The sequence below is a fragment of the Kribbella sp. NPDC000426 genome (assembly GCF_040300265.1).
In the GTDB taxonomy this organism is placed as follows: Bacteria; Actinomycetota; Actinomycetes; order Propionibacteriales; family Kribbellaceae; genus Kribbella.
Genome location: NZ_JBEPDK010000001.1, coordinates 962,157 through 977,630, shown reverse-complemented (window position 1 = coordinate 977,630; position 15,474 = coordinate 962,157). Strand labels below are relative to the sequence as shown.

Genomic DNA, 15,474 nt, shown 5'->3' with positions numbered 1-15,474 from the left:
TGACACAGTTGTGATGGTCGGCGGCGGATGAATGCGTTACGAAGTCCTCTAAGTACAACCAGTGAGGAAACCGCCCCATGAAACTGTTCCGCTCAGTCCTGGCCGTCACCGCGGTCGCGACCACCGCCCTCCTCGGTACGACGTCCGCACACGCCGCGGCGCCCGGTACCGACTTCACCGGCATCGCCGCGCTGAGCAACTGCTCGGCATCCCTGGTCCGGTACGCCGAATCCGTCAGTACCGACAAGGCCCTCGTACTCACCAACGGGCACTGCTACGAAGGCGGGTTCCTGCAACCCGGCCAGGTGCTGGTGAACAAGGCGTCGACACGTTCGATCACGTTGCTGAAGCCGGACTCGAGCCGGGCCGGTACGGTCCGCGCCGACAAGATCCTGTTCGGCACGATGACCAAGACCGACATGATCGTCTACGAGGTCAACGAGTCGTACGCCTCGATCAAGAGCCGGCTGAACGTCACCCCGCTGACCCTGGCCAAGCAGGGCCCGGCCGACGGCGCCGGGATGGCGGTCGTCTCCGGCTACTGGAAGCGCATCTACACCTGCTCGGTACAGGCGACCATCCCGCAACTTCGCGAGGGCGACTGGACCTGGCAGAACTCGATCAAGTACCAGCAGCCCGGGTGCGAGACGATCGGCGGTACGTCGGGATCTCCCGTGGTGAGCACCACGACCGGCGAGATGATCGGCATCAACAACACCGGTAACGAGGACGGCGAGCGCTGCACGGTGAACAACCCGTGCGAGGTCGACGCCGACGGCAACGTCACGGTCGAGCAGGGCGCGGCGTACGGCCAGCAGACCTGGTGGCTCTACACCTGTCTGACCGCCAACCGCACGATCGACCTGAACAAGTCCGGCTGTGAACTCCCGAAGCCGACCCGACGTCGCTGACTGTCCGTAATAAGGACGTGCGGGGTGACGCAGACCACTTGGATATCCGGTAACGTCGCCCCGCATGGCAGTCGACTCCTCCACTGACCACGTCACCACCACCACCTGGCCGAGCCCGTTCGGAGTACGGACGCGGCTGGTTGCGGCCAGCGCACTGATGCTCTTCACCGAGCTCGCGCTGATCAGGTGGACCGGTTCGAACGTGGTCCACCTGAGCTACTTCTCGAACTTCGTGCTGCTCGGCTCGTTCCTGGGCATCGGGATCGGCGTACTGCGATCCGGCCGGGCGAAGCGGCTGCCGTACTACTCGCCGATCATGCTGGGCCTGCTGGTCCTGGTGATCGCCTGGAAACCGGTGACGGTCAACCGGGGTAGCTCCTCCAGTGTCATCTACTTCACCAGCCTGAACACCAGCGGGCCGCCGGTCTGGGTGATCCTGCCGATCATCTTCATCGCGGCCGCGGTGGTGCTGGCCGGTCCGGCCGAGCTGGTCGGCCGGTGTTTCGCCGAGCTGCCGCGGCTGACGGCGTACCGGTTCGATCTGATCGGCAGCCTGGCCGGCATCGTCAGCTTCACCGCGCTGTCGTTCCTGGGCGCGCCGCCGATCTGGTGGGGACTGATCGTCACTGTCGTCTTCGCGGGCCTGATGATCCCGCGGTCGCCTGGTTCCGGGCGGCGGGTCGTTGCCACCGGGCTGAGCGCCGCGATGGTGCTCGCGCCGTTACTGGTGATGCTCGGGGTGCTCTTCCACGAGTCGACCCGGTCCGACCTCAGCTGGTCGCCGTACTACAAGGTGAAGACCAAGCAATACACCTACGAAGGCGTGCCGCTGCTGACGATCACGGTGAACGGCGTACCGCATCAGCAGGCGATCCCCGCGGACGCGCGGCTGCAGTGGGAGCCGCAGTACGGGCTGCCGTACGAGCGCGCGAACGTCGGGAAGACGCCGAAGAACGTGCTGATCATCGGCGCCGGTTCGGGGTCGGACGTCGCGATCGCGTTGAAGAAGGGCGCGACGCACGTGGACGCGGTCGAGATCGACCCGCGGATCCGCGACCTCGGCAAGGCGCTGCACCCGGACCGGCCGTACCAGGACCCGCGGGTGACGTCGCACATCGACGACGGGCGCGCGTACCTGTCGCGGACCAACAAGAAGTACGACCTGATCCTGCTGGCCCTGCCGGACTCGCTGACGCTGGTGAACGGCGCGAGCTCGCTGCGGCTGGAGAGCTACCTGTTCACCAAGCAGGCGTTCGAGAGCGCTCGCGATCACCTCAACCCTGGTGGGGCTTTCGCGATGTACAACTACTACCGCGAGACCTGGCTGATCGACCGGCTCGCGTCGACCGCGCAGGAGGCCTTCGGGCACAAGCCGTGTGTGGACAAGATCGGTGACGGCCTGCAGCAGGCCGTGGTGACGGTCGGTCTGACCGAGCAGGACCAGACGTGTGCCGCCGAGTGGCCCGGTCCGGCCGCGATCACGCCGCCGCCGGCGACGGACAACCGGCCGTTCCTGTATCTGTTCACGGACCGGATCCCGTCGCTGTATCTGGTGACGCTCGGGCTGATCCTGGTCGCGGGTCTTGTCGGCGTCGGCATCGCGGGTGGCGGGTCGTCGTACCGGCGGATGCGGCCGTACGCGGACCTGTTCCTGCTGGGGGCGGGCTTCATGTTGCTGGAGACGAAGAGCATCACCGGGTTCGCGTTGCTGTTCGGTACGACGTGGGTCGTGAACGCAATCGTGTTCGCCGGCGTGCTGGTGGCGGTGCTGGCCGCGGTCGAAGTCACCAGACGGTTCAAGACACCGCCGATCAAGGTGATGTTCGCCGTACTGTTCGGCGGGCTGGCGCTGTCGTGGGTGTTCCCGGACAGTTGGCTGCTCAGCATGCCGGTCGGGTTGCGGGTGATCGTCGCCGTATTGATCGCGTTCACGCCGATCTTCGCCGCGAACGTGATCTTCGCGAAACGGTTCACCGACACGGCCGACGGCACCGCCTCCTTCGGCGCCAACCTGCTCGGCGCGATGCTCGGCGGCTGCCTGGAGTACGCCGCGCTCATCATCGGCTTCCACGGCCTGCTGATCATCGCCGCTCTGCTGTACGCCGGCGCCTTCCTGCTCACCCCGAAAGCCCGGTCGCTGGCCCGATGACCGAGCTGACGGACCGCTCGGTGCTGGAAGTTGCCGCTGGCACCGGTTACTGGACGACGGCGCCGGGGCTGTTGGAGCGGGTGGAGCCGGGTGGGGTGGTGATCCTGGCCGACAACAGGTACGTGGAGGGGAGCAACGCGGGAGGACCTACTGGTGGACCTGTCGCCGGCCGAGGTGGAGTGGACCGAGCTGACTTATTTCTGGCTGGCAACTGTCTGCTAGTTGGTACGGGTTCGGCCCGTTTACGGGGGTTCTGGCGGAATCGGATGGCAGGATCTGAGGTATGACGTGGCTTGTGACTGGCGGTGCCGGGTACATCGGAGCGCATGTGGTGCGGGCGTTCCGCAACGACGGGATCGATGTGGTCGTGATCGACGACCTGTCGAGCGGGAAGGCGGAATTCGTTCCGGACGGTGTGCCGTTCGTGCGCGCGAACTTGCTGGACGGTGCGGCGGTCCGTGAGGCGCTCGACGGCGTGGACGGCGTCGTACATCTCGCCGGGTTCAAGTACGCCGGGGTGTCGGTGGAGCGACCGCTGCACACGTACACGCAGAACGTGACGGCGATGGTGTCGCTGCTCGAGGCGATGGCGGAGAAGTCGGTGCGCAACATCGTCTTCTCATCCAGCGCCGGGGTGTACGGGACGCCGCGGGACGAAGAGGTGACCGAGGACACCGCGCCGGATCCGCAGTCGCCGTACGGCGAGTCCAAGCTGATCGGGGAGTGGCTGCTCCGCGACCAGGCCGCCGCCGTTGAGCTGCACCACACCTCGCTACGCTACTTCAACGTGGTCGGGTCGGGCGATCCGACGGTGTACGACGCCAGCCCGTACAACCTGTTCCCGATCGTCTGCAACCTGCTCAGCCAGGGAAAGGTGCCGCAGATCTACGGCACCGACCACCCGACCCCGGACGGTACGTCGGTCAAGGACTACGTGCACGTCGCCGACCTGGCCCGTGCGCACGTCGCGGCCGCCCGGGCGCTCGAGTCCGGCAAGACGCTCGAGCGCGTCTACAACCTGGGCAGCGGCACGGGTACGTCGGTCCGCGAGATCATGGACGCCGCCCGCCGGGTGACCGGTATCGACTTCACCCCGACCGAAGGCCCGCGCCGGCCGGGCGACCCGTCCCGCGTGGTCGCGAACGGCGATCTCGCCGCCCGCGACCTGGCCTGGAAGAACACCCACACGGTCGACGACATGTTCGCGACCGCGTGGGAAGCCTGGCCGAAGGGCTGAACCGCTGCTGATCGGGGGCTGAGCAGGCCCCGCCGGGCTGTAGCCTGTGGCGCAGTTCACGTTCTGCCCGTGACCCGGGCACTGATCGAGGGGTGCGATCCATGAGTTACGAGAGCCTGCCGCAGTTCCTGGCGAAGATCGACCTCTTCGAAGGACTCTCCCAGGACACGCTGTCCGACCTGATCGAGCGCGGGACGACGCTCAAGATCCCGGCCGGCAGCCACGTCGTCGAGCAGGGCGCCAACGACGCCGGGCTGCAGGTCGTCCTGGCAGGCTCGGCCGAGGTCGAGGTCAACGGGGTCGGCCGGGCGCCGCTGAGCGTCGGTGACTACTTCGGCGAGATCTCGATGATCGACGGGCAGCCGCGCTCCGCGACGGTCGTCGCCGGCCCGGACGGGCTGTCCACCTTCGCCCTGTCGTCGCTGGCCTTCGCTCCGTTGGTGCGGGAGAACTCCGAGGTGGCGCAGGCGCTGCTGAAGGCGCTGACCGCCCGGATCCGCGCGCTGGAGTCCCAGAGCTGAGCCCGAGCTGAGCCTGAGCTGATCACTGACAACCGACGGCGCGCGATGGCTGAGGAGCGCAAGGTCGTCTCGGTGCTGTTCTGCGACCTGGTCGGCTTCACCACGGCCTCGGAGTCGGCCGACCCGGAGGACGTCCGCCGGTGGCTCGCGCCGTACCACTCGACCTTGCGGACGACGGTCGAGCGGTACGGCGGCACCGTCGAGAAGTTCGCCGGGGACGCGATCCTGGCCGTCTTCGGCGCGCCGCGGACCCGGGAGGACGACGCCGAGCGCGCGGTCCGCGCCGGGCTCGCCGTACTCGACGCGGTGGCGGAGCTGTCGCTCGAGGTCCGGATCGGGATCGACACCGGGGAGGCGCTGGTCTCGCTCGACGCGCGGCCGGAGCTGGGCGAGCCTTTCGTCACCGGCATGGTGGTCAACCGCGCGGCGCGGCTGGAGGCCACCGCGCCGGCCGGTGCGGTCGTGGTCGGGCCGGGTACCCACTCGGCAACCAGCCTGGTGTTCGGGTACGAGACGCTCGAGCCGGTCGCCGCGAAGGGGATCAGCGAGCCGGTGCGGCGGTGGCGGGCCGGTCCGCCGCGGGCCCGGTTCGGCGCGGACCTGATCCGCGACCTGACCACCTCGATGGTCGGCCGGCAGCGGGACCTGGCCCTGCTGACGATGACCTTCGAGCGGGCGCTCGCCGAGCGGATACCGCAGTTCGTCACGCTGCTCGGCGAGCCCGGGATCGGCAAGTCGCGGCTGGTGGCCGAGTTCGGCGCCTGGCTGGACGGGCACGACGAGCTGGTCACGTGGCGCGAGGGCCGCTGCCTGCCGTACGGCGAGACACCGTACGGCCCGGTCGCGGAGATCTTCAAGGCACAGGCCGGGATCCTCGACAGCGACCCGCCCGAGCAGGCGGCCGCCAAGCTGGACGCGGTCCTGCCCGACGGCGCGGACCGCGCGTGGTTGCGGGCACGTGCCGGCGCGCTGGTCGGTGCCGAGGTGATGGGTGATCCCGGCACGGTCACGCAGGAGGAGTCGTTCGCGGCCTGGCGGCAGCTGCTGGAATCCCTTGCCGTGTCAGGGCCCGCGGTCGTCGTGCTCGAGGACCTGCACTGGGCGTCGGACGCCCTGCTCGCCTTCGTCGCGCACCTCGCGCAGTGGACGACCGACCTGCCGCTGGTCGTCGTCACGACCGGGCGTCCCGAGCTGCTCGAACGCGACCCGGGCTGGATGGGCGGTTCGCAGAACGCTTTGACCATTGGGCTTTCGCGGCTCACCGACACCGAGACCTCGGTGCTGCTCAGCACCCGACTGGCCGGCCAGTCCGTGCCGGAGGAGGCCCAGCGCCTGCTGGTACGACGGGCCGACGGCAACCCGCTGTATGCCGAGGAACTGGCGCGGATCGTGACCGACTGCGGCCCGGAAGCGGCCTCCGACGAGCTGCCCGCCGGGATCGCGGCGATCATCGCGGCCCGGTTGGACACACTGCCACCTGATCGCAAAGCCCTGCTTGCCGACGCCGCGGTCGTCGGCCGGGTGTTCTGGGCCGAAGGGGTGGCGGCGATGGCGGGGCGAGATCCGCGCGAGGTGGTCAACGCGTTCCAGGAGCTCGCCCGCAAGGAGCTGGTGCGTCCGGTCCGGCAGTCCACCCTGCTCGGGCAGCACGAGTACGCGTTCTGGCACGCGCTCACCCGGGATGTCGCCTACGGTCAGGTGCCTCGCAGCGCCAGGGCCGCCGGCCATCTGGCCGCGGCCGACTGGCTGGAGCTGCGCTGCGCTGCCTGCCAGGCCGAGACGCCGGCGATGATCGAGTACCACCTGACCACCGCGTTGGAGCTGGCCACCGCGGCGCACGACCAGGAAGCCGTCACCGCGATCGCGCCGCGGGCCCGCCGGTACCAGTTGATGGCTGCGGAGCAGGCGATGAACCTGGACGCCGGGCAGGCGATGACGCTGCTCGACCGGGCTCGCGAGCTCACGCCCGCCGGTGACCCGGAGCGGCCACGGGTGCTGTCACGGTGGGGCTGGGCCGCGTTCCTGGCCGGACGGGTCGAGGAGGCGCGGGCGGCGTACCAGGAGGCGATCGCGGGATTCGAGGCGGCCGGTGACGTCCGCGGGCTGGCCGACGCGATGCGGCTGTCGACGTACGCGATGAGCAGCATGACCGAGAGCCTGGCGACGGTCGATCGCGCCGTCGCGATGCTCGAGGATCTCGGCCCGAGCGAGCAGCTGGCGCAGTTGCTCGCCGGCCAGGCGACGGTCCGGCTGGTCGCGGGCCGCCGCGACGAGGCGATCGCGTCGGCCGACCGGTCGCTGCGGATGGCCGCCGAGCACGGGTACGACGTACCGCACCGTGCGTTGGAGTCCCGGGGGCTCGGCCGGGTCAGCCAGGGTGACACCGGCGGGCTGGTCGACATCAAGGAGGCGCTGTCCGCGTTGCTCGACCTCGGCCGGGGCCGGGAGGCGGCGGTCACCTGGCTCAACTACGGCTGGGTGCTGTGGCAGATCGAGGGTCCGGTGATCGCCGCCGCGGAGCTGGACCAGGCGCGCGAGTTCGCGTTGCGCCGGCGGCTGGTGGAGCTCGAGCAGCAGATCGGGTGCACGATGCTGCAGCTGCTGGTCGAGTCCGGCCGGCCACAGGAGGCGGTCGCGGCCTGCGAGGCGCGGCTGGCCGATCCCGGTCCGGCGTTCACGGTCCTGCGACGGATCGAGGTCCTGTCGGCGCTCGCCGCGGTCGAGGTCGAGGTCGGCCGGGACTACGCCGAGGAGGCGTACCGGCTGGCGGTCGAGGCAGGCTGGCCGGACCTGATCGCGGTCGCCGCGTCGCCGGCGGCGACGATTCGGTCCCGCGCCCGCGACCACGACGGGGTGATGGAGATTCTGCGGCTGCTGAGCTCCCTGCCGGATCTGCCGGGGAGTCTGGAGTTCGAGGCTCGGCTGCCTACTCTTGTGCGGGCGGCGCTTGCGGTCGGGGAGCCGGACGCGGCGAGGGCGCTGGCGGGACTGCTCGATCCGGTGCTGCCGCTGCGGGAGTACGCGGCGGTCACCGCGTCGGCTCTGCTTGCCGAGTTCGCGGGGGAGATGGCTGCCGCGGCGGCCGGTTTCACCCGGGCCGCCGCGGACTGGGGCGCCTTCGGCAACAAGCTCGAGCAGGCCCATGCCCTGTTGGGCGTGTGGCGCACCACGGGCAGCGAGACCGCGCTGGCCGCGGCACTGGACCTCGGGATCGTGCTTCCGGAAGGGTCCTAGACCTCGGGGTAGTCCTTCTTGAACGGGCCGCTCGTCGACAGGTCGAGCATGCCCGGCCCGGTCAGGACGCCGCCCTCGACCGGGAGGGTGTGGCCGGTGATCCAGGACGCGTCGTCCGAGGCGAGGAACGCGACCGCGGCGGCGATGTCCTCGGGCTCGCCGACGCGGCCGAGCGGGTACATCTTGCCGAACCGCTCCAGTGTGTCTGGCTGGTTGTCCCAGTTCGGCGTCCGGATGGTGCCTGGGGCAACGACATTGAAGCGGACGCCGAGGTCGCCGTACCGGGCCGCGTAGTTCACGGTCATCGCGATCTGGCCGGCCTTGGCGGCGGCGTACTCGACGTTGCCGAAGGCTTGGAGCCCGTTGACCGAGCTGATCGTGACGACGTTGCCGCGGTTCTTCACCAGCTGCGGGAGGGCGGCCTGGATGCAGCGAGAGGCGCCGATCAGGGTCAGGTCGAGCTGCGCGTGCCACTGCTCGGCGGTGGAGTCTTCCGGCGGCGTCGACACGATGCAGCCGCCGGCGTTGTTCACCACCACGTCCAGCCGGCCGAACCGCTCGACCGCGGCGGCGACGGCCGCGTCCACGTCGTCCCGGTTCGTCACGTCGACGCGGATCGGCAGCGCCCGGTCGCCGATGCTTGCGGCGACCTCGCCGACCTTCTCCACCTGGAGATCGGTCACCACCACCGAGGCGCCCTCGTCGGCCAGCCGCCGCGCGACCGCGGACCCGATGCCCTGCGCAGCCGCCGTGACGAGTGCGACCTTTCCTTCGAACCGCTGCACGCTACCCCTCCGTTGTTACTCGAGTACCCGGTCGACCTTCTCGTCCGCGACCCGGCGCTCGAGCTTGGCGGCGTCCAGGTTGCGGCAGAGCACGATCGAACCACCTCCGGAGATCACGCCGATCAGCAGTCCCAGACCGTCCCGGTCCGTGAGCGTCCGCCGGACCAGGACGCGGTCGCCGATCGGCTCCGCCGCGTCGATCAGGTCGGCGTGCGTGCGGTCGTCGTACGCCGGGGAGTCGGGCGTCGGCGGGTCGAACGGGACGAACACGTCGGGGTGGTTGTAGACCTCGGCGCCGTAGTCCTGGATGCCGTCCGGGAGCGGCTCACGGAAGCGGCCGCCGAGCGGGAGGAGGGCCGAGGCGACAGTCTCGCGCTCGCCGCTGATCGCGAAGTCGGGGCCGGTGATCGCGAGGGTGCCTTTGCCGCTGGTCAGGGAGGCACCGACCGACCAGGTCGACAGCGCCCAGACGACGCCGAGCCAGTGCGGCGGCAGGCCGATCGCGACGGTCTCGCCCGACTCCAGGTCGTACTCGTCGACCAGCAGGTTCGAGGTCTTGGCGACCCAGTTCGCGGTGGTGACGGCGCTCAGTTCGATCCGTTCGCCGGTCGCGTCGTCGTAGTACGTGAGGAACGGGGCGCCGCCGTCCCGGCGGACCGCGGCCGCGAACAGCTCGGGGAGGACTCGTGACATATGGCCCAGCCTACGGTTCGGACTCCGGCGTACCGTGGTGGGGGATTTTCTCGAAAGAAGGCTTGTCATGATGCCACTGCTCGCGCTGCCCGAAGGCGGCGAATGGATCGTCATCCTGGTCATCGTCGTCCTGCTCTTCGGCGCCAAGAAGCTGCCGGAGCTGACCAAGAACGCCGCCCGCGCCATGAAGGAGTTCGAGAAGGCGCGCCACGGCGACGACGACGAATCCCCGCAGGTCACGTCATCCCAGCCCCAGCCACAAACTCAGGCAGCTCCCGTCCAGTCGGCCCAGTCCCCAGCAGCTACACCCCCGCCGACGGCAGACGGCCAGCCGGCTCGCCCCACAGATGTCGAGGGCGGCACCGCGCAGTAGCAGGGCCCGCGCGTGGGGTTACGTCTGTGGGGTGACCTCTAGGGCGGCGGTTCGGAGAGCGGCGGCTAGTAGGGCTGCGGGTTCCGCGACGCGGCCGGGGAGGCGGGCGAGGATTGTGCGGCGGAGTTCTTGGGGGCCGCCGTGGACGGTGATTACCCGGACGCCTGGGGGGACGGCGGACGCGAGTGAGGCGGAGATTGTGGTTAGGCCGGCGCCGGCGGCGACGAGGTGGAGTTTGGCCAGCCAGTCGCGGACTGTGTGAGCGATGACGGGGCGTTCGTCCAGGCCGGGCCAGACGCCCATCCACAGTTCGTTGGAGGACGTGGGGCCGGCGATCCAGCGTTGGCCGCGGAGGTCCGCGACATCCACCGAGTCGTGTGCCGCCAACGGGTGACCGGTCGGCACGGCCAGGCGGAGGGTGCGCTCGGCGAGGGTCTCCAGCTTCAGCGCGGGTGACTCGGCGTCCGGCGGCCGGAACGGCGGCGCGGACGCGATCAGTGCGAGGTCGATCGTCCCCGCCCGGAGCGCCCGGACCAGGTTGGGCGTGGATCCCTCGCGGGTGGTGACGGTGATCGCCGGGTGCGTACGCCGTACCGCGCTGATTGCTCGTGGCAACAAGACCGCGCCGGCACTCGGGAACCAGCCGAGCCGCACGGTCCCGCCTTCGACCGGTAGCCCGGCGAGTTCGCGGGCGGTCGCGTCGAGCTGGTCGAGTACGGCGGCGGCGTTCCGCAGTACGACCTGACCGGCAGGGGTCAGCGCGACACCTTCGCGACGGCGTTCGAGCAGCTGGTTGCCCGCGGCCCGCTCGAGCCCGGCGATCTGCCGCGAGACCGCGGACTGCGTGTACCCGAGCGCCGAGGCGGCCGCGGTGAACGTCCCCCGCTCCGCCACCTCCCGGAACACCCGCAACGCAACCAGCGAGACGTCGTTGAAGTCCATGACATCTACGCATACCACCTGTGCCGAACTTTCGTTGGATTCATGCAAGTCCCGGACCTACATTGGCCGTATGACCGAGCGAATCGCAGTAGTAACCGGCGCCAACCAAGGCATCGGATATGCATTGGTAGAAGAACTGGCCAACCGCATGAACCCCGAAGACCGGGTCCTCCTCACCGGCAGGAACCCCGAACGAGTCGCCGCCGCAGTCACCGAGATCAACTCGCGCGGCCCGCGCGCCCGGGTTGAGGGGAAGACGCTGGACGTTACGGATGAGGGGGCTGTGCGGGGGTTGGCGGAGGAACTGGGGGTTGTTGACATTGTGGTTTCCAACGCGGTGGGGCCGTTGGAGCCGGGGAAGGCGCCTGGGGAGCAGGTGGATGGGTTCGTGGATGTGGCGAATCTGGGGGCGCAGTACGTGTTGCGGGCTTTCGGGCCTCGGGTGCGGGCTGGTGGGCGGTTGATCGTGGTGGCGAGTTCGTTGGGGACGTTGGAGCAGTTGCCGGAGGGGTTGTGGGGGCGGTTCGACGGCGCGAGCTTGGAGGACGTCGAGAAGGTGGTGGAGGAGTGGCGGGCAGCGGTGCACGACGGTACGGCGGTGGCGCAGGGCTGGCCGGAGTGGATCAACCTGCCGTCGAAGGTCGCTCAGGTCGCCGCGGTCCGCGCAGTAGCGGCCGAGCGGCGTGAGCAGGACCTCGCCGACAGCACGCTGATCGCGTCCGTCTGCCCGGGGCTGGTGGATACCCGTGCGTCGCGCCCCTGGTTCGACGACTTCAGCCAGGCCAAGTCGCCGGCCGAGGCGGTGAAGCCCATCGCCGACCTGATCCTGGCCGACCACGTCGACCCGGCGCAGTACGGCGAACTGGTCCGCGACGGCAAGGTCCTCGCCTGGAAGCCGTCCGCCCCTCGATAAGCCCCCGTCCGCCCAACCGAGTTAGGCTAGCCTAACTTCCGTGCGGGTGCGACGCCACCGGCCCCGCAGTACTGCAATCGGTGGAGTTCTCATAAGGTCGTTCCATGCTGATCCTGGCCGGCCTGGGCCTGATCCTGGTGCTGACCGTTGCCACCGGCTACTTCGTCTCCCAGGAGTTCGCGTACGTCGCCGTCGACCGGAGCCGCCTGCGCACGCTGGCCGAGGACGGTGACGCGTCCGCTGCCCGCGCACTGAAGGTGACCGCGCGACTGTCGTTCGTGTTGTCCGGCGCGCAGGTCGGCATCACGATCACCGCGTTGCTGGCCGGGTACTTCGCAGAGCCGTATCTCGGCGAGGGCCTGCGGCACCTGCTCGGCTCGGCCGGCGTACCGGATGCGGTGAGCATGTCGATCTCGGTGATCCTGGCGTTGCTGTTGGCAACGATCATCCAGATGGTGCTCGGCGAGCTGGCGCCGAAGAACCTCGCGATCGCGAAGGCCGAGGCGATCGCGCTGCGGCTGTCCCGGTCGACGCTGTGGTACCTGCGCCTCGCCGGACCGGTGATCCACCTGTTCGACTCGGCGTCGAACCGGATCCTCCGCCGGGTCGGGATCGAACCGGTCGAGGAGTTGCCGCAGGGCGCGACCCCGAAGGAGCTCGACCGGATCATCGAGACCTCGTACGAGCAGGGCCTGCTGGACCAGGACACCATGCGGCTGCTCGATCGCGGTCTGGACTTCCGCGGCCGTACTGCGGGCGAGGCGATGGTCCCGCGCGTGGACGTGGTGACGATGCATCGCGACGAGCCGCTCACCCGGGTGGTCGAGCTGCAGGACACCGGGCACAGCAGGTTCCCGGTGATCGGCGACTCGGTCGACGAGGTGGTCGGCGTGGTCGCGATCGGCGACGTGGTCGAGCTGGAGCCGGCCGACCGGGCACAGATCGCCGTCGGCTCGCTGGCCTCGCCCCCGGTCGCCGTACCCACGACGTTGCCGCTGCCCGGCGTACTCGAGCGGCTGCGGGTCGCACGGCGCCAGCTCGCGATCGTGGTCGACGAGTACGGCGGTTTCGCGGGGATCGTGTCGCTCGAGGACATCGCGGAGGAGCTGGTCGGCGAGATCCGCGACGAGGACGATCTCCCGGAGACCGGTCTGGTGCAGGGCGGCGACGGGTCGTGGGTGGTACCGGCTCGCTGGCGACTCGATCAGGTCGAGGAGGCAACCGGCGTACAGCTGCCTGAGGGCGACGACTACGAGACCGTGTCCGGCCTGGTGCTGGCGCGGCTCGGACGACTGCCGCTGATCGGTGATGAGATCGCGGTGGAGCTGCCGCAGCGGATCGACCACGACGGCCGGCCGATCCCGACGGAGTACGTGCGGCTGACCGTGCAGACCATCGAACGTCGCGTGCCCGGCATCGTGGTGATGGAGCGGACGGCATGAGTACGACGTGGGCGCTGATCATCTCCGCCGTACTGCTGGCGCTGAACGGGTTCTTCGTCGCCGCCGAGTTCGCGCTGGTCGCGTCGAAGCGGCACCGGCTGGAGGAAGCGGCCGCGTCCGGCAGCCTGGCCGCCCGGGCCGCGCTCGCCGGGGTCAGCGAGTTGTCGCTGATGCTGGCCGGTGCGCAGCTCGGGATCACCTTGTGCACCTTGGGTCTCGGGTCGTTGAGCGAGCCGGCGGTTGCGCACCTGCTGCATCCGTTGTTCGAGCTGGCACACGTCCCCGAGGGCGTCGGTCATGTGATCGCGCTGATCATCGCGGTCGGCGGGATCGGTCTGCTGCACGTCCTGCTCGGCGAGATGGCGCCGAAGTCGTGGGCGATCAGCGATCCCGAGCGGTCGGCCCTGGTACTGGCGATGCCGTTCCGCGGATTCACCTGGGTCTTCCGGCCGCTGCTGATCGCGCTCAACTGGCTCGCCAACCTGTGTCTGCGGCTGGTGAAGGTCACACCGCAGAACGAGATCGCCAACGCCCACGGCCCGGACGAGCTCCGGCTGCTGATCGAGTCCTCGCGCGAACACGGCACGCTCGAAGAGCCCGAGCACGAACTGCTGACCGCGATGCTCGCACTGCAGAACACCACGGTCGGTCAGGTGATGACACCGATCGCCGAGCTCTCGACGGTGCCTTCGACCGCATCGGCTCGCGAGGTCGAGCTGACCAGCCGGCGCGAGGGGCACTCGCGGCTCGCGGTGGTCAGCTCGGGCCCTGACGATTCCCGGGGGATCTGCGGCATCGTGCACGTCCGCGACGCCGCCCGCGCGACGACGGCCGGCGACACCGCCGCACATGCATCGGACCTGATGATGCCGGCGCTCGAGCTCGGCGACCGGACGCCGGTCGCGAAGGCGATCCGCACGATGCGCGACGAACGCGCGCAGCTCGCCGTCGTCTGCGGTGGCGACGTGGCGATCGGCGTGGTCGCGCTCGAGGATCTGCTCGAGGAGGTCATCGGCGAGTTCGACGACGAGACCGACCCGATCATCAGCGCCACCACCACCCACCTCCCGCCCTCCTAACCCCACGCCGAGCCGCACCTTGTGCACCCACCAACCATCTGAACCGCCCTCGGGCGGTTGGTGGGTGCACAAGGTGCGGTGGGGGCTACGGTGTGGGGCAGGAGTGGCGAACGGAGGGGTGGCGTGGCGATCAGCCGGATTGGGCTTGTGGTTCACCAGGGGCGGCCGGTCGCGGTGCAGACGGCCGAGACCGTGCGCAAGTGGGCGGCCGATCACGGCATCGGCTGCACCGACATCGATGTCTGGAAGGACCACAAGGAACGTCGCAGCGGGACCGACGAGCTGCATCACGCGGGCGATCCCGACCTCGTCGTCACGCTCGGCGGTGATGGAACGTTCCTGCGTGGGGCGCGGATCGCGGCGAAGAACAACGCGGCCGTGCTCGGGGTCGACCTGGGCAAGGTCGGGTTCCTGACCGAGGTGGCCTGCCGCGACGTCGAGCCCGCCCTGGAGGCGGTGCACCACGGCGGAGCGACGTACGAGGAGCGGATGACGCTGACCATGCGGGCGTCGCGGCCGCTGGAGATCCCGCACGGGATCGAGTCCTTGCTGCGGTACGGGCACGGGCCGGCGCTGCCGCCACCGCCGGTGCGGCACGAGATGGCCGAGGGCGACGGGTGGGGGATGGCGCTCGACGTGACCGCGCTGAACGACGTGGTCGTGGAGAAGCTGGCCCGCGATCACCAGGTCGCGCTCGGCGTGTACCTGTCCGGCCGGCTGCTGGCGTCGTACTCCGCCGATGCCGTGATCGTGGCGACGCCGACCGGGTCGACGGCGTACAGCTTCGCGGCCGGCGGACCGATCCTGTCGCCGAACACCGAGGCGATCGTGTTCACTCCGGTCGCTCCGCACATGACCTTCAATCGAACGGTTGTCGCAGCGCCGGACGAGCCGATTGCGCTGCGGGTACTGCCGCATTCGGGGCAGGCTGCCGTGAGTATCGACGGGCAGTTGCGCGGCGTGCTCGACCCGGGCGACTGGATCGGCGTGTACGGGTCGCCGCAACGGTTGCGGCTCGTGCGGCTGCGGCCGGCGGACTTCTACGGGCGCCTGCGGGACCGCTTCAAGCTCACCGACGCACCAGCGACGGCACTCGACGGCGAAGCCGAGCTGTTCTGGCAGCCGGCGGATTCACCTGTTCCGCCCGACCTGAAGCACCTGCGGATCCCGCTAGCACCTGGTGACGACCGGTAGG

13 protein-coding genes are annotated in these 15,474 nt (G+C 69.7%); 10 read left to right on the top strand and 3 right to left on the bottom strand.

Annotation, left to right across the window (positions count from 1 at the left end):
• Nucleotides 1-77: 77 nt before the first annotated feature.
• The 5 genes from ABT313_RS04720 to ABT313_RS04700 all read left to right on the top strand — a co-directional run bounded on the left by ABT313_RS04720 (nucleotide 78) and on the right by ABT313_RS04700 (nucleotide 8,052).
• Nucleotides 78-911: a S1 family peptidase gene (locus ABT313_RS04720; protein WP_350848675.1), complete on the top strand. Its 834-nt coding sequence runs from the start codon at nucleotides 78-80 to the stop codon at nucleotides 909-911.
• Nucleotides 912-975: 64 nt separating this feature from the next.
• A complete protein-coding gene (locus tag ABT313_RS04715) occupies nucleotides 976-3,060 on the top strand; it encodes a spermine/spermidine synthase domain-containing protein (protein WP_350848674.1) in 2,085 nt (694 codons plus the stop codon).
• A gap of 283 nt (nucleotides 3,061-3,343) precedes the next feature.
• Complete coding sequence (galE, locus tag ABT313_RS04710) at nucleotides 3,344-4,297, top strand: UDP-glucose 4-epimerase GalE (protein ID WP_350848673.1); 954 nt, start codon at nucleotides 3,344-3,346, stop codon at nucleotides 4,295-4,297.
• 101 nt (nucleotides 4,298-4,398) lie between these two features.
• Nucleotides 4,399-4,818 carry a cyclic nucleotide-binding domain-containing protein gene (locus ABT313_RS04705; RefSeq protein ID WP_350848671.1) on the top strand — a complete coding sequence of 140 codons (420 nt, stop codon included), beginning with the start codon at nucleotides 4,399-4,401 and terminating at the stop codon, nucleotides 4,816-4,818.
• A gap of 45 nt (nucleotides 4,819-4,863) precedes the next feature.
• Nucleotides 4,864-8,052, top strand: coding sequence for an AAA family ATPase (locus ABT313_RS04700; protein WP_350848669.1), 3,189 nt, complete (start codon nucleotides 4,864-4,866; stop codon nucleotides 8,050-8,052).
• Here the strand turns inward: ABT313_RS04700 and ABT313_RS04695 are convergent.
• Together ABT313_RS04695 and ABT313_RS04690 are read right to left on the bottom strand one after the other, a co-directional pair.
• Nucleotides 8,049-8,837, bottom strand: coding sequence for an SDR family NAD(P)-dependent oxidoreductase (locus tag ABT313_RS04695; protein WP_350848667.1), 789 nt, complete (start codon nucleotides 8,835-8,837; stop codon nucleotides 8,049-8,051). The genes ABT313_RS04700 and ABT313_RS04695 overlap by 4 nt on opposite strands.
• A 15-nt stretch (nucleotides 8,838-8,852) precedes the next feature.
• On the bottom strand, nucleotides 8,853-9,530 hold the full coding sequence (locus ABT313_RS04690; protein WP_350848665.1) for a TIGR03089 family protein: 678 nt from the start codon (nucleotides 9,528-9,530) through the stop codon (nucleotides 8,853-8,855).
• Between the two features lie 67 nt (nucleotides 9,531-9,597).
• On the opposite strand from ABT313_RS04690, the gene ABT313_RS04685 reads away from it, so the two are divergent.
• A complete protein-coding gene (locus ABT313_RS04685) occupies nucleotides 9,598-9,903 on the top strand; it encodes a twin-arginine translocase TatA/TatE family subunit (RefSeq protein WP_502883931.1) in 306 nt (101 codons plus the stop codon).
• An 18-nt stretch (nucleotides 9,904-9,921) separates the two neighbouring features.
• Here ABT313_RS04685 and ABT313_RS04680 read toward each other — a convergent pair whose 3' ends face one another.
• A complete protein-coding gene (locus ABT313_RS04680) occupies nucleotides 9,922-10,845 on the bottom strand; it encodes a LysR family transcriptional regulator (RefSeq protein ID WP_350848663.1) in 924 nt (307 codons plus the stop codon).
• 70 nt (nucleotides 10,846-10,915) lie between these two features.
• Between ABT313_RS04680 and ABT313_RS04675 the strand changes: the two genes are divergently transcribed.
• The 4 genes from ABT313_RS04675 to ABT313_RS04660 all read left to right on the top strand — a co-directional run bounded on the left by ABT313_RS04675 (nucleotide 10,916) and on the right by ABT313_RS04660 (nucleotide 15,473).
• Entirely contained in the window at nucleotides 10,916-11,758 is an 843-nt protein-coding gene (locus ABT313_RS04675; RefSeq protein ID WP_350848661.1) for an SDR family NAD(P)-dependent oxidoreductase, read from the top strand.
• Nucleotides 11,759-11,862: 104 nt separating this feature from the next.
• Nucleotides 11,863-13,200, top strand: a complete 1,338-nt coding sequence (locus ABT313_RS04670; RefSeq protein WP_350848659.1) for a hemolysin family protein — start codon at nucleotides 11,863-11,865, stop codon at nucleotides 13,198-13,200.
• A complete protein-coding gene (locus ABT313_RS04665) occupies nucleotides 13,197-14,279 on the top strand; it encodes a hemolysin family protein (protein WP_350848657.1) in 1,083 nt (360 codons plus the stop codon). The genes ABT313_RS04670 and ABT313_RS04665 overlap by 4 nt, the downstream gene beginning before the upstream one ends.
• Before the next feature lie 123 nt (nucleotides 14,280-14,402).
• Entirely contained in the window at nucleotides 14,403-15,473 is a 1,071-nt protein-coding gene (locus ABT313_RS04660) for an NAD(+)/NADH kinase (RefSeq protein ID WP_350848655.1), read from the top strand.
• Nucleotide 15,474: the final 1 nt, after the last annotated feature.

What these genes read in the sequence shown, in the direction of transcription:
- ABT313_RS04690 (WP_350848665.1), bottom strand. Translation starts at nt 9,530, where the DNA reads ATGTCACGAGTCCTCCCCGAGCTGTTCGCGGCCGCGGTCCGCCGGGAC.
- ABT313_RS04700 (WP_350848669.1), top strand. Translation starts at nt 4,864, where the DNA reads ATGGCTGAGGAGCGCAAGGTCGTCTCGGTGCTGTTCTGCGACCTGGTC.
- ABT313_RS04670 (WP_350848659.1), top strand. Translation starts at nt 11,863, where the DNA reads ATGCTGATCCTGGCCGGCCTGGGCCTGATCCTGGTGCTGACCGTTGCC.
- ABT313_RS04685 (WP_502883931.1), top strand. Translation starts at nt 9,598, where the DNA reads ATGATGCCACTGCTCGCGCTGCCCGAAGGCGGCGAATGGATCGTCATC.
- ABT313_RS04715 (WP_350848674.1), top strand. Translation starts at nt 976, where the DNA reads ATGGCAGTCGACTCCTCCACTGACCACGTCACCACCACCACCTGGCCG.
- ABT313_RS04680 (WP_350848663.1), bottom strand. Translation starts at nt 10,845, where the DNA reads ATGGACTTCAACGACGTCTCGCTGGTTGCGTTGCGGGTGTTCCGGGAG.
- ABT313_RS04720 (WP_350848675.1), top strand. Translation starts at nt 78, where the DNA reads ATGAAACTGTTCCGCTCAGTCCTGGCCGTCACCGCGGTCGCGACCACC.
- ABT313_RS04675 (WP_350848661.1), top strand. Translation starts at nt 10,916, where the DNA reads ATGACCGAGCGAATCGCAGTAGTAACCGGCGCCAACCAAGGCATCGGA.
- ABT313_RS04705 (WP_350848671.1), top strand. Translation starts at nt 4,399, where the DNA reads ATGAGTTACGAGAGCCTGCCGCAGTTCCTGGCGAAGATCGACCTCTTC.
- ABT313_RS04665 (WP_350848657.1), top strand. Translation starts at nt 13,197, where the DNA reads ATGAGTACGACGTGGGCGCTGATCATCTCCGCCGTACTGCTGGCGCTG.
- galE (WP_350848673.1), top strand. Translation starts at nt 3,344, where the DNA reads ATGACGTGGCTTGTGACTGGCGGTGCCGGGTACATCGGAGCGCATGTG.